The sequence below is a fragment of the Candidatus Neomarinimicrobiota bacterium genome, assembly GCA_021734025.1.
Taxonomy (GTDB): Bacteria; Fidelibacterota; JAANXI01; order JAANXI01; family JAANXI01; genus JAANXI01.
Genome location: JAIPJS010000019.1, coordinates 39403 through 53133, shown reverse-complemented (window position 1 = coordinate 53133; position 13731 = coordinate 39403). Strand labels below are relative to the sequence as shown.

Below are 13731 nucleotides of genomic sequence, written 5' to 3'. Positions count from 1 at the left end.
TAAGTGCTCAAGTGTTCGGGTTTCAAAACTTCGCACTTTTACCGCACACGTCATGGGAGCTTCAGTTTTTAAATTTATTAACCTCATGTACTTGATGAAATGCCACACCTCTTGAATGTCGGTCTTGACCGTACGACCTAAACACGATAACACATGAACTCTTTCCCACTGCTGTTTTTTACTACAAATGAGAATCGTTTTCCAAAATATATAACCAATTTCATCTCATTTCACACAATTACGGGATCTTACAGCCTTGGCATATAAGTTGCTCTTATAATAACAACGTATAAACCCAAATCACCGGAACCTGGAATGGCATATGATTGAAATTACCAAAGCATCTGAATACAGTCTGCGGGCAACAGCAGCGCTGGTTGATTTTTACAAACATGATAAAACCGCAACTGTGGCCGAGATTGCAGTCGGGGAGGCGATCCCGGAGTCATTTCTGCGAAAGTTGTTAAAGCCGCTGATTCGTGCGAGTATTGTCCGATCTGAACGCGGGTATTCCGGCGGAATCACCCTGGCAAAGTCCCCGAAAGAGATTACCGTGCTTGACGTTATTGAAGCCGTCGACGGAAAACTCAGCCTCAACGATTGTGTTCTTGACCCCTCAGAGTGTGGACTGATCAGCCGGTGCGCAATTCATGGATTATGGGTGGAGACAACCGATATGATTACCGGCCACCTGAGCAGTTATTCCCTCGAAGATGTGCAGCGGAAATATCTGTCAGAACCGACGAAAAGTCCATAGCAATAGCTTTTCTTAGCTCTCCTTAGTCTAAAATTTACCGTATTTGACCTCCATGCCAGTTCCTTTGCTGGTCTGGATTTTCTCTGCTATATTTGTACCTTTATTCGGACAATTTGAGGATTCTCATCATTACATTATTCTCCCATGGAGAACCGGCCATAGTGTCCGATATAAATGCAATCGTAAACCGAGACTACTTAGGAATTTGATTATGCTAGATCGTGAAAATACAGCCCTTGTGCTGATTGATGTGCAGGACAAGTTATTTCGTGTAATGCACGACAAGGATCAATTGTTGGATAAATTACAGCGGCTTGTCCGGGGGATGCAGATATTGGAAGTGCCGATCATACTCACGGAACAATACCCCAGAGGATTGGGCCATACCGTAAATGGTCTCGCGAATTTAATTCCGGATATCACTCCTCTGGAAAAGCGGGTGTTCAGCTGTTGTGACGATCAGGGATTTACAGAAATGCTGGAGGAGAGCGGACGCACAGATATTGTCGCATGTGGTATAGAGGCGCATGTTTGCGTCTATCAGACAGTTGCTCAACTCTGTGAGCGGGAGTATACGGTGGAAGTTGTGGCAGATGGCATTACATCCCGAACTCCATACGATAAAGAGATCGGCCTCAGGAAGATGGAGCAGTTAGGCGCCGGCTTGACCACAGTCGAAATGGTGCTCTTCGAATTACAGCGGGTTGCTAAGGGGGAAAAATTCAAGCAAATTTCACAGGTTATTAAATGAAGTATAAAATTTTACTGGCTGCAGGCATCCTTGGGATGTTCCTTATGGTTATCGGGGCTCCCGGGGGAACAGAGGCCGGGGAGATCACGGGCTCAATTACTATTTATGGCCCGGTATCAAAGAAGGTCCAGATGATCAGTCCGTATGCCCGGCAGCGGTATGCGAAATCCCCGGTATCGACCAATGAGGGGAGCGAAACTTCCAACGTAGTGGTTTACGTAGAAAATCCGCCCCAGAAGGAATATACACCGCAATCCGACACTGTACTGATGGATCAGCGTGATTTGACTTTTACTCCGCACGTGCTGCCGATCGTGGCGGGTTCAACGGTTGGATTTCTGAATTCGGATGACGTTTTCCACAATATCTTTTCGCTGTCCAAGACAAAAAAATTCAACCTGGGGCGCTATCCGGCCGGCGAGATCCAGACCGTAACCTTTGAAAATCCTGGCCGCGTTGATGTGTTTTGCGATATTCACGCCGCCATGAGCGCCGTTATATTGATATTTGACCATTCCTATTTTACCACGGCGGACGCAGATGGCAACTTTACAATCTCGGATCTGCCTGCCGGCGAGTACACCGTACATTTTTGGCATGAAGACCTGGATAATATTACCAGGGATGTGACCGTTCCAGAAGATGGGACGATTACGCTCAACGCCGAGTTCAGGAAGTAATCCATGGAATGGAATCCCCTCAGGCTGCGGCACAGTGTTGCCGGGAAGATGTTAGTCATCATCCTTGGGATTACTGTGCTGTTAATTCTGTTTACTATTCTGCTGGTGAACCAACAATTTTCCACGCAGATTGAATCAAATATCCGGGATAATTTGCAGAAGGCTCACTCAGTGTATCAGTCCCTGCAGGATGTTCGGCTGACGAGTCTCCGGGACCAAAGTTCGAATATTTCCATGGATTTTCGCCTGAAAGGAACCATTGATACCCGCGATATCAATACCATCCAGCAGGCCCGCGGTGCCCTGAACGATCTTTATCAGCTGGATCTTTTCTTTATCCTGGACAAAGAGGGGGCTCTCATTGTGCCGCAAAGTATTGAGTCCACAAAATCGCTGTCAAACGAGCCGGTTGTAATCGATGCCGGCAACGGCTACGATTCGGCGGATCTCTGGGCATATCAGGGACAGGTTTATGAGGTGGCGGCATCTCCGATCCTCGCCTCGGACAAGGTGATCGGCATTGTCCTTATCGGCAATCGGGTGGACGATGAGTTATTGAATAACGTTGAAGAACTGACCGGCGTTTCCAGTTTGGTCTACGTGAGAGATCACATTGGCGCCACCAGTGGCAGCTTATCCGTCCATTCCATGGAATTCCCGTGGAATTCGCTCCAGGCCGAGGCGGAAACAGACACCGTTGCCACTCCCCGGAGAATCACCGCCGGTGACATGCAGTATATCGTTCAAAGTGCGGCCATGCAGGATATCCTTGGCAATATCATCGGGACCGTGGTGTACTATCAATCCTGGGATGAGGCCATTGCCCCGCTGCTGAGTCTGCGAACCGAGTTACTGATCATTGGTATTATTTCAATACTCATTGCAGTCGGTGCAGGAATTTTTCTGGTAAGCCGTTTGGCGGCGCCGCTCCAGCGACTGGTCGGAGCCACCGAATCTGTCGGTCAAGGGAAATACGATACACCAATCGATATAGACAGCAACGACGAAATCGGTTACCTGGCCGACGCGTTCCAGAAGATGCGTATCTCGCTGAAGGAAGCCCAGGAAGAACTGATCCGATCCGAGCGGTTGTCCACAGTGGGGCAGATGGCCAGCAGTATTATCCATGATTTTAAGCAGCCGATCACCAGTATCTACGGATATACCGATCTGTTGGCCAATGAAAATTTGCCGGAAGAAAAACGGCAATCCTATGCAGATATTATTCAAAAAGAGATAGATCGGATGATGGGCATGGTGAACGAGTTATTGGAGTTCTCCCGTGGGGAGACGGCTATGCACTTCGAAGAGGTCAGCCTGAAGCAGTTTGTGCGTGATGCGGTGGAGGCGTTCCGGCACACGGCAGAACTCTCCAGTATTCACGTAGTTACCGATCAACAGGCGGATATGGAAATATCACTGGACCAGGATCGGATGCAACGGGTTCTGGACAACCTCTTGCGAAATGCCAAAGATGCTATGGAAGACGGTGGTACCATCCGGATTTTGACCGAACCCACGACAGACGGAGCACGGATCAGGATAGAGGATTCCGGACCTGGAATTCCGGCGGCCATCCAGGAGAGTCTATTCGATCCGTTTGTGACCGCGGAAAAACAGAGCGGTACCGGCTTGGGACTGGCGATAGTGAAACAGATTATCGAACATCATGACGGTACAATCACCTTTACCACCGAACGGGGAGAAGGCACCTGCTTTACCATTTATTTGCCAAAAAACCCGGGTCAATTCCAGGAAACGCAGGTTGGAGAATCGGACTAAAAAGAATCCACCAAATCAACGGGGGAGTGAGGTGTGAAAATGCGAATACTGAAATTTGCGGTGTTACTCTTTATTGGATTCAGTACATGCCCATTGCCGGCCCAATTACAGATTTCCGGGGATTTCATGTATACCCAAAAATTCCTGGATAAACATACATACGTCAATACGAATTTCCGGGGTGATGACCCGTTTAACGCCGTCCGGGGCCGTTTATTTGCCCGGAACTGGCTGACAGATGATATTGCTATCTTCACAGAGTTTCTGTTTGATATCAGTGCGCCAGTTCGGATGAACGGCGCGTATGCCGTATTCAACAATGTGGTTCCGGATCTGGTCAATCTGAAAATCGGACTGATTCCGTCACCGTTTGGCAACTACGGATTGCGGAGCACCTATTTTAACCTGAACCCGGTGATTGGAGTCCCGGCGCTCTGGCATTATAAGACATCGATGATCAAGAAACCGAAAATCATTGACAACCAGGCGACACTCTACGACGCCAACGCCCGGATTCTCGACAACCGGAGTGCATACAGCCAGTTCGGAACGCCGATTGGTTACGATGCCTGCTGGGATACTGGCATCGAAATGAACGGAAGGCTGCATAAATTTGAGTATGCCGTCGCCCTGACAAATAATGCTATGTCCAACCCCACCTACGCCTCAGAGAATGACGGCTACCAGTATATTGCCCGATTAGGACTGAATCCGGTGATGGGGATGCGGTTTGGCATCTCCGGCGCGCTGGCCTCCTACATCGGCGAAATGGAGCCGGCAACAGAAAATGTGACCATTACCGAAGACGAAATCCGGGAGCAGTACGATTTGGATTCGTATTATCAGCGGGTGGGCGGCGTCTATTTCGAATATCTGTTCCGACAGATACAGTTCTACAGCGAATGGGTCTATTCGGGATGGGATGTTCCCGGGCTGATGGAAGAGACATTGAATGCTCATTCGGGCTACGCCGAACTGCGCTGGGATTTTACCCCGAGCTGGTACGTTGCCAGTCGGATAGATTATATGGGATTTTCCGAGATCGAAGATACCCGTGCCGGTTCGGCAACACTGGGCGAAGATATTGCTTTTGATGTCCCGTTTGTCCGGATTGAACCCGGTATCGGCTGGCGGTTTCGTCGGGAAGGAATGATTAAGTGCGTCTATCAGTTGACGAACTACACCGAATCCGTGCGCGATAATGTCCAGATTCTGGCTCTGCAGCTACATATGGTGTTTTAGGTTAAGTTGCCAGTAAGCAGTTGGTGAACAGGCAATAATGTGAGCGCACTGAACTTGTTGGTAGTCCCCGCTTTAGCGGGTTGATTGTTACTTGTAGTTTAATGATTTCTTATAGGTTGTTTCAAAAAACAACGAACCATACCGAGGATAATTTTTCCATACGTTATCTCTGACACGCAATTCTTAGTATTCTATATGCAATAATCTCAGGAATGATGATAAACCGAGTCATCCGAAGCCGGAGAGTGTTCGGTCGGTTGAATCAACTTTTGCACCCTACGATCCACTTCTCCAAAGTCAAACGGTTTGTATAGGATGGCATCAACGTGGGTGGCCAGCAGTGATTCGGAAAAGTTCTTTTCCTCGAAGTACACATACGAGATAATCACCTTCAACTCGGGAAATGCTTGCTTGATTTTATCTAGAAAATGGAAATCCTGAGCCGTCGGGTTGCTGGAATCGAATATTAGTACCTGACATTTGCATTCAGGCGATCCGAGATATTTCAGCAGATCCGACTTCTCGGCGATCCGCTTAATTCTGTACTTGCCTTCGTAATAAAGCTGGAACGCTTCCGCCAGATCAGTATCGGTAGTATATAGGCAAATATAATTCATCATTTTTCCACAAAGGGTTGTTAATATAAAAGCAAGAGACGTGCCAGTGCTCTGAAAGCCAAAAATACCGGATTTGTTAGAATACTGTTCTGAAAACTAAGAAGATCTGCAAAGATTTACCTGAAAACAGGGAAAGGTGACTGTAGTGCGAGGGTGTTCAAGTGTTCAGGTGGTCAAATAACAGATTCGCCCTGCAGCAAAGTGTTTGAATGAAATAGTATTACAAACAACAAATTACATTATGATTAATGAAAAAATCCCCTCCCGTTGTGGGGATGGGTTTGGGGGCCTCTAACACCTGAACACACGAACACTATAACACTGTAGTTAAGGTACTGCCACATCCAACTCTTCAATTTTCCGATACAGCGATGACAACCCGATGTTCAGGAGATCCGACGCTTTTTTCTTGTCGCCGTCGCAGCGGCGGAGCAGTGCCGAAATATGCTGGCGCTCGAAGTTCTTGGTGGCTTCTTTGAGATCGTCGGGATAGTAATCGTTGATATCCTGGTTGGTGGACGGTGGCAGGTCGCTCTGAGAAATGTAGTCATCGTCACAAAGAAGCACCGCCCGTTCGATAACATTTTCTAGTTCCCGGACTTGTCCCTTCCAGCGATAGTGCATCAGGGTCTTCATGGTTTCGTTATCCACGCCCTTGATGTCCCGTTTCAGTTCCCGGTTGTATTTCTCGACGAAGTGTTTCACCAGCAGTGGAATATCCTCTTTCCGTTCGCTGAGGGAAGGGAGTTTGAGTTCTATGATATTCAGACGATAATACAGGTCTTCCCGGAAGTTACCGGCTTCCACTTCATCTATAAGCGTTTTGTTGGTCGCCGCAACCAGGCGGACGTCAATATTGATGGTAGTGTTCGTACCGAGTGGCTTGACTTCTTTGGTCTCAATAGCCCGGAGCAGCTTCACTTGCACGTGTAGCGGGATTTCCGCCACCTCATCCAGGAAAAGCGTACCGCTATTCGCAGTTTTGAATACGCCATCCTTATCCGTATTCGCTCCGGTGAAGGCCCCTTTTTTGTAGCCGAAAAGTTCAGATTCGAACAAATTATCCGGGATCGCGCCGCAGTTAATCGGGATAAACGGTTTATTCGCCCGGTCGCTGTTGGCATGGATGGCTCTGGCTACCAATTCTTTCCCGGTACCGGTCTTCCCGGTGATCAGCACGTTGGTCGTGGACTGGCTCACCCGTTTCACCATCTGGTAGACGTCCCGCATTGCCGGGCTGTCCCCGATGATATTGTTAAAGTTAAATTTTTTGTCTACCTGATCCCGGAGATATTGGTTCTCCATTTCCATCTCCCGGTGATCCATCAGGTGCTTGACCCGCATAATTACTTCGTCGAAGTCCAGCGGTTTTAAAATGTAATCCGAGGCACCGGATCGGAGTGCTCGAACTGCGGTTTCCACCGTGGCATATGCGGTAATGATAATGCTCATGGTTTGCGGCGAGATCTGGTTGGTCTTTTCCACCAGTTCCATCCCGTCGAGATTTGGCATCTTGATATCGGCTATCAGGATATCGAAGTTCGCCTCTTCAACGCGTTCCAGCGCCGCCGCGCCGTCCTCTGCCGTGGTACAATTGTAACCCTCGTCCTCAAGGACAACCGAAAGCGACTCCCGGATCTCCTGTTCATCGTCCGCTATTAATATAGAACCCTTCATGCTTTTTTCCCGTTTATTGGGAGTTCAATCGTAAATGTTGACCCCCGGTTTTTTTCCGATTCCACTTTAATGTGTCCGCCCATCTTCGAGACAATGCCGTGACTTACAGAGAGCCCCAGGCCGGTCCCCTTACCCACATCTTTGGTTGTATAGAACGGCTCAAAAACTTTTTCTTTGACTTCCGGAGTCATGCCAATTCCCTCATCTCTAACAGAAATCTGTATTGATCCGTTTTCCCGGTGGGTACTCACCTGAATTTTTTCACCCTGTCCCTGCATCGCATCAATCGCATTCAACAGTAAATTAATTAATACCTGGTGCACCTGGTCCGGGACGCAGGAGATCTTCGGCAAGTCTTCGTCAAGTTCCAGCTCAAAATCGATGTGCTGGCAGCGGCCGTCATATTTCAGGAGTCCGACAGCTGACTGTACGGTATCGTTCAATTGGGTTTCGGTCATCTGCACGCTGGACGGTCTCGAAAAGTCAACGAGTTCCCGCACAATTTTCGTAATCCGGCTGATGTGTTCCCGGATTTTTTTCAGATTCCCATGGATAAATTCATCGTCTGTCTTCCGCTCCATGACCTGAACCAGCGAGGATATGGACGTCAGCGGATTCCCCACTTCGTGCGCTACGCCAGCCGCCAAATGTCCAACGGTCGCCAATCGTTCCGACTGCCGCATTTGGTTCTCGTTAATTCGGACCTCTGAGATATCCCGAAGAATTTGCGACCGGCCGACGATATCGCCGTTCTCATTGGTAATCACGTTTTCGGTTAATTGCACCAACACTCGTTGCCCGGATTTGCTCAGTCGTTCTGTTTCGTAATTTTTTACATATCCGCTTCGCTTAATTCCGTACGCCAGACAAAGTAATTCACCCACTTCGATGAGGTCATTCGGAATAATTGTTCCGACACTTTCGCCAATAATTTCATCAGCCTCCCAGCCAAAAATTTGTTCCGCGCCCTTATTCCACGTGGTAATGTGGTTATTGTTATCCAGCGTAATAATGGCATCGGCAGAATTTTCAATGATGTCCCGGTACTTGGCTTCGGTTTGCTCCAGACGCTCTTCGTAAAACTCCCGATAATGAAAGACCGTCCATGCCGCCCATGCCATCAGTAGCAGTGAAGAGAGTACGCCCCGACTGATGTAGAGCCATCGCATGGTCGACTCCGAAAAGTCCTGGAAGAGTGTCCGCTCCACCAGCTCGAAGGCACCAAAAATTACGGCAACAATGAGCAGGGAAGTGAACACAAGATACCCGAACCGTACGTGGCGGAAAAAGGCGGTTAATCTCTGGTAAAAACGTTGAATTCTCATATTGGAGAAAATGTAATCAGTCTCACCACCGAAAGCAATCTGCATCGGTACTGTTTCTTCGCCGATATTCCATCAGAATTTACCAATTAGCATTGATTGCGTTTTCGTTCATTCGTTAAGAAATCCCGCCATAAAATACAAATTCGTTTATAAAATGTTCCGGGAAAATCTTGTTCAATGCGAGGACGGAAGAATTCCTGTACATTTCATCCCAGGGATGGAGGGCACTGTTCCCCTCATCCGGGAAATTTTCAGCATACAGTGTGTGAATCTGGCATGTCATTTGTCCAGTAATTATACAGCAACAGCTGATACAAACTGAATGATTAACCTATCCCCCCAATCCGGTCATCAGTATACGCCTCATAGTCTTTTTTCCATCAAAAAACCACAACTCACCAATAAAAACATTTTCCCAGATGAAGGAGGAATGCATGGGTATTTTTGACCTATTGAACCGCCGTGGACACGAAGAAGTTATGTTTTGTTCTGACCCAGATGTGGGGCTCAGGGCAATTATTGCTATTCACGACACCACGCTGGGGCCGGCGCTCGGCGGCACCCGGATGTGGCCGTACGACTCCGAAGAAGAAGCGCTGAAAGACGTGCTGCGCCTGTCAAGAGGGATGACGTACAAAGCCGCTGCTGCCGGACTAAATCTTGGCGGCGGGAAGGCCGTCATCATCGGAGATCCCAAGACTATGAAAAACGAGGGGCTCTTCCGGAGTTTCGGTCGATTTGTAGAGGGCCTGGGCGGCAGATATATTACCGCCGAGGATGTGGGCACTTCGGTTCGGGATATGGAATGGGTCCGCGTGGAAACGGATTATGTGACCGGGATCGCTGAAGCGCTTGGCGGTAGCGGCGATCCGTCGCCAGTGACCGCTATGGGTGTTTTTTACGGTATTAAAGCGGCCGCCAAGCGCCGGTGGGACAACGAGGATCTGGCAGGGAAAACCGTAGCCGTTCAGGGCGCTGGACACGTGGGATACTATCTCTGCAGGGATCTCTACGATGCAGGTGCCAACCTGATTGTTACCGATATCGATGCAGATCGGGTCAACCGGGTGGTCGAAGAATTTGATGCAAAAGCGGTGGGTCTGGACGCAATTTACGAAGCCGATGCGGAAATCTTCGCTCCGTGTGCATTAGGCGCCATCGTGAACGATGAAACTCTTGAGAAATTCAAATTCGAGATCATCGCCGGTGCGGCAAATAACCAGCTGGAAAACGAGGAAATCCACGGAAAAACTCTCCGGGAAAAGAATATTCTGTACGCGCCGGACTATGTGATAAATGCCGGGGGACTTATTAACGTCGCTAATGAGATCGAGGGGTATCATAGGGAACGCGCATTGAACCAGGCCAAGGGGATCTACGATATTCTCTTGGAGATTTTCAAGGTTGCGGACGAGCAGGATATTCCGACATATCAGGCGTCAAACCATCTGGCAGAACAGCGGATCGACAAGGTGCGTCACCTGAAGGATATCTATACCCGCACGTCGCATCATCCCTGTAAGAAAATGGGATAACATTGCGGAAAACCTGCCGTTGCATTTGGGTGCGGATGTCCTAACTTTGACAACATCTTGATGTAAGCGGGTATAGGAGATTAGGGTATAAAGGGTATAAGGATAGGGTATAAGGTATAAGGCAGTCTCTCGCTTAAAGTCCGCGAAGCGGGTTTAAGCGGGAGAGAAGACGGAGCGAGGAGACCAGAAAAGCCCTAAAGGGGCGTTAGACGCCAGCCCAGGTCACAGCCCTGGGGAATAGAATTTTGAATAAACCTAAACCCTGAAAGGGCGGAAGACTAGGTACGAATGTCCAATCGATGAATACCCAATAGCCAATGTCGAAATGCCCGTCACCCTGATACGATTGACGAGTGATGAATGCAGAGTGAAAAATGCAGAATGAAGAAGTGAACGTCGAAGACCGGAGACGGGAGAAAGGAAGCCGGAAGAATCCACAGGTCGGGGAGGCACATTCAAGTCCCGGAGGGACGACTTGCCACTAGCCCACCAATTTATTGGTGGGTTCAGGGGACAATAATAATTCTCCAAATCCCGCCAGGGATGACTGAAATATGAAACCACAGAGCCGCAGAATATCCAATATCCAATATCGAATGTCGAAGTGTCACCCCTAAATACAGAAGGAAAAGTGAAGAGTGAAGAATGCAGAATGAAAAGGGAAGAAGGAAAATTGTTAGTTGTTCGTGGTTGGTTGTTTGTTGTGGGATCGATTCGAACATTTTCCGGAAGGTTAAGAACGAAGGGGATATTCGTTTGACAACTAACTACCAACAACCAACAACAAACAAATACGCAATTGAACCCGCGACCACCAACGCTAACGCGCTAACACTATAACACGCCGTTATATGAACACCTGAACACTAACCAACTGTCGTTAACCAAATGAGGTAAACCATGGTCATCACCAAAGAAGAAGCACTGGAATATCATAGCCGGGGACGAAAGGGAAAAATTGAGGTTAACGCCACAAAGCCGTGTACGACCCAGCGGGATCTCTCGTTGGCGTATACGCCGGGCGTCGCTGAGCCGTGCCGGGTGATCCACGATGACCCGGAGTCGGTGTTTGACTACACGGCCAGGGGGAATCTCGTAGCGGTTGTGTCCAATGGTACGGCGGTACTTGGGTTGGGTAATATCGGTGCCGCGGCAGGAAAGCCCGTTATGGAAGGGAAAGGGGTTTTGTTCAAGCGTTTCGCTGACATCGATGTGTTTGACCTGGAACTGGAGACCGAAGATGTGGACGAACTCTGCCGGACGGTGGAAATCCTGGAGCCGACCTTTGGCGGCATTAACCTGGAGGATATCAAGGCGCCGGAGTGCTTTGAGATCGAAGCCCGGCTGAAAAAGTCTATGAACATTCCGGTTTTTCACGACGACCAACATGGCACCGCCATCATATCCGGAGCGGCGCTCATCAATGCGCTGGAGGTGAACGGGAAAGATATTGCCGATCTCAGGATTACAATAAATGGCGCCGGAGCGTCCGCCATTGCGTGCGCCAAACACTATATCCGGCTGGGCGCGGAGCTGAAAAACATCACCATGTGCGACAGCAAGGGGGTGATTTATGAAGGCCGGCAGGAAGGGATGAACGAGTACAAAGCCATGTTCGCCAGAGAAACTGATGCCCGCTCTCTGGAAGATGCGATGGAAGAGGCGGATGTCTTCCTTGGGTTGTCGGTCGGTGGTGTTGTGACCAAAGATATGGTCAAGTCCATGGCGCGTGATCCCATCATTTTTGCCATGGCCAATCCCGATCCGGAAATCACATATCCGGACGCCGTCGACGCCAGAAGTGACGTTATCATGGGTACCGGCCGTTCGGATTACCCTAACCAGGTAAATAATGTGTTGGGATTTCCGTTTATCTTCCGGGGGGCGTTGGATGTCCGGGCGACGGCCATTAACGAGGAAATGAAAATTGCCGCAACCCAAGCGTTGGCAAATTTGGCCAAACAGGATGTCCCGGATTCCGTTGCCAAGGCATATGGGGTGGAATACTTCCAGTTTGGCAAAGAATACCTTATCCCGAAGCCGTTTGATCCGCGGGTGCTGATTTGGGAAGCTAGTGCGGTAGCCAAAGCTGCCATGGAAACCGGCGTCGCCAGAAGAGAGATCGATATCGACGTTTACAAAGAGCAGCTGGAAGCCCGGCTTGGCCGCACCAGGGAAGTCATGCGTATTATGCTGAACAAAGCCCGAAAAAATCCGAAGCGGATTGTTTTTCCGGAAGGGGATAACGAAAAGATCCTTCGGGCAACACAGATTATCCGGGAAGAGCAGATCGCTACCCCAATTCTGCTGGGTGAGCCAAAGGTGATTAAGCAAAGGGCCGAAGAGTACAATGTGGACCTGAGCGGAGTAGAACTGATTGATCAGCTGCACTTTTCGGAAATCAAGGAATATGTGAAAGAGTATTATCGACTGCGTCAGCGGAAAGGTGTGAACTTGTATCAGGCGGAGCGGGATATGAAGCGCCGGAATTATTTCGGTGCCATGATGGTACATATGGGGGACGCCGACGGTCTGGTTTCTGGCGTGACCCGCCAATATCCCGATACCATCCGACCAGCGCTGGAGATCATACGGACTCGCGAAGATGCAAAGCACGTCGCCGGATTATACGTTCTGGTTTTCAAAAACGAGATTAAATTTCTTGCCGATACCACAGTGAATATCGAGAGCTCGCCGGAGACGCTGGCGGAAATTGCACTGCTGACCGCAGAGGAGGCCCGAAAGTGGGATGTAGAACCGCGGGTTGCCATGCTCTCGTTCTCCAATTTCGGAAGTGTTCGTCATGAGATGACCGCAAAGGTCCGGCGGGCCACCGAGATCGTCAAGCAGCAACGCCCGGAACTGAGCATAGATGGTGAAATGAATGCTGATCTGGCGGTGGAACCGGACATCATCAAAGAAAACTATCCGTTTTCCTCGCTCAAGGAATCGGCTAACGTGCTGATTTTCCCGGATCTGCAATCCGGTAACATCGCCTATAAACTGTTGCAGCGTCTGGGAGGTGCTGATGCCATTGGCCCAATCCTCATGGGGATGAAAAAGCCGGTCCACCTGCTCCAGGTTGGAAGTAGTGAGGTCAACGATGTGGTCAACATGACCGCCATCGCCGTGGTGGACGCTCAGGAGCCGATCCAGAAACTGCGCAGGTAAATTTTCAGAAAAAAGTGATTCGCTAAAGATAACCCGCTTTAAGCCGGGACCGGCTTAAAGCGGGGTGATTCTCCCGGTAAATTTTACCAAAATCTCCTGTTTTCTCATCCATTGTTTAATAATTCAACAATTCCTGGAATTACTCTGCATGTAACTGTAAACGCATTCAACGGCAATAAAAGATCAAGTACTAA

At 49.1% G+C, this 13731-nt stretch carries 10 protein-coding genes; 7 read left to right on the top strand and 3 right to left on the bottom strand.

The window, feature by feature from the left end:
• Positions 1-322 precede the first annotated feature (322 nt).
• From K9N57_15230 to K9N57_15210, 5 genes are all read left to right on the top strand, one after another.
• Complete coding sequence (locus tag K9N57_15230; protein MCF7805535.1) at positions 323-757, top strand: Rrf2 family transcriptional regulator; 435 nt, start codon at positions 323-325, stop codon at positions 755-757.
• 211 nt (positions 758-968) lie between these two features.
• Positions 969-1508, top strand: a complete 540-nt coding sequence (locus tag K9N57_15225) for a hydrolase (GenBank protein MCF7805534.1) — start codon at positions 969-971, stop codon at positions 1506-1508.
• Complete coding sequence (locus K9N57_15220; protein MCF7805533.1) at positions 1505-2188, top strand: carboxypeptidase regulatory-like domain-containing protein; 684 nt, start codon at positions 1505-1507, stop codon at positions 2186-2188. Before K9N57_15225 ends, K9N57_15220 begins: the two co-directional genes overlap by 4 nt.
• Positions 2189-2191: 3 nt before the next feature.
• Positions 2192-3970, top strand: a complete 1779-nt coding sequence (locus K9N57_15215) for a HAMP domain-containing protein (protein MCF7805532.1) — start codon at positions 2192-2194, stop codon at positions 3968-3970.
• Positions 3971-4009: 39 nt separating this feature from the next.
• Entirely contained in the window at positions 4010-5212 is a 1203-nt protein-coding gene (locus K9N57_15210) for a hypothetical protein (GenBank protein ID MCF7805531.1), read from the top strand.
• Positions 5213-5418: 206 nt separating this feature from the next.
• Here the strand turns inward: K9N57_15210 and K9N57_15205 are convergent, their stop codons facing one another.
• The 3 genes from K9N57_15205 to K9N57_15195 all read right to left on the bottom strand — a co-directional run bounded on the left by K9N57_15205 (position 5419) and on the right by K9N57_15195 (position 8831).
• Positions 5419-5832, bottom strand: a complete 414-nt coding sequence (locus K9N57_15205; GenBank protein MCF7805530.1) for a hypothetical protein — start codon at positions 5830-5832, stop codon at positions 5419-5421.
• A gap of 324 nt (positions 5833-6156) precedes the next feature.
• Positions 6157-7506, bottom strand: coding sequence for a sigma-54 dependent transcriptional regulator (locus K9N57_15200; GenBank protein ID MCF7805529.1), 1350 nt, complete (start codon positions 7504-7506; stop codon positions 6157-6159).
• On the bottom strand, positions 7503-8831 hold the full coding sequence (locus K9N57_15195) for a PAS domain S-box protein (GenBank protein MCF7805528.1): 1329 nt from the start codon (positions 8829-8831) through the stop codon (positions 7503-7505). The genes K9N57_15200 and K9N57_15195 overlap by 4 nt, the downstream gene beginning before the upstream one ends.
• A 434-nt stretch (positions 8832-9265) precedes the next feature.
• Between K9N57_15195 and K9N57_15190 the strand changes: the two genes are divergently transcribed.
• The gene (locus K9N57_15190) at positions 9266-10366 is read left to right on the top strand and encodes a leucine dehydrogenase (GenBank protein MCF7805527.1); all 1101 of its coding nucleotides are present in this window, start codon (positions 9266-9268) and stop codon (positions 10364-10366) included.
• A 900-nt stretch (positions 10367-11266) separates the two neighbouring features.
• Positions 11267-13537 (top strand): NADP-dependent malic enzyme, encoded by a 2271-nt coding sequence (locus K9N57_15185; GenBank protein ID MCF7805526.1) that lies wholly within the window; start codon positions 11267-11269, stop codon positions 13535-13537.
• Positions 13538-13731: the final 194 nt, after the last annotated feature.

Bases quoted from the DNA above. Each gene is read 5' to 3' on its own strand.
- K9N57_15230 (MCF7805535.1), top strand. From the start codon at position 323: ATGATTGAAATTACCAAAGCATCTGAATACAGTCTGCGGGCAACAGCA.
- K9N57_15220 (MCF7805533.1), top strand. From the start codon at position 1,505: ATGAAGTATAAAATTTTACTGGCTGCAGGCATCCTTGGGATGTTCCTT.
- K9N57_15195 (MCF7805528.1), bottom strand. From the start codon at position 8,831: ATGAGAATTCAACGTTTTTACCAGAGATTAACCGCCTTTTTCCGCCAC.
- K9N57_15185 (MCF7805526.1), top strand. From the start codon at position 11,267: ATGGTCATCACCAAAGAAGAAGCACTGGAATATCATAGCCGGGGACGA.
- K9N57_15190 (MCF7805527.1), top strand. From the start codon at position 9,266: ATGGGTATTTTTGACCTATTGAACCGCCGTGGACACGAAGAAGTTATG.
- K9N57_15210 (MCF7805531.1), top strand. From the start codon at position 4,010: ATGCGAATACTGAAATTTGCGGTGTTACTCTTTATTGGATTCAGTACA.
- K9N57_15215 (MCF7805532.1), top strand. From the start codon at position 2,192: ATGGAATGGAATCCCCTCAGGCTGCGGCACAGTGTTGCCGGGAAGATG.
- K9N57_15205 (MCF7805530.1), bottom strand. From the start codon at position 5,832: ATGATGAATTATATTTGCCTATATACTACCGATACTGATCTGGCGGAA.
- K9N57_15200 (MCF7805529.1), bottom strand. From the start codon at position 7,506: ATGAAGGGTTCTATATTAATAGCGGACGATGAACAGGAGATCCGGGAG.
- K9N57_15225 (MCF7805534.1), top strand. From the start codon at position 969: ATGCTAGATCGTGAAAATACAGCCCTTGTGCTGATTGATGTGCAGGAC.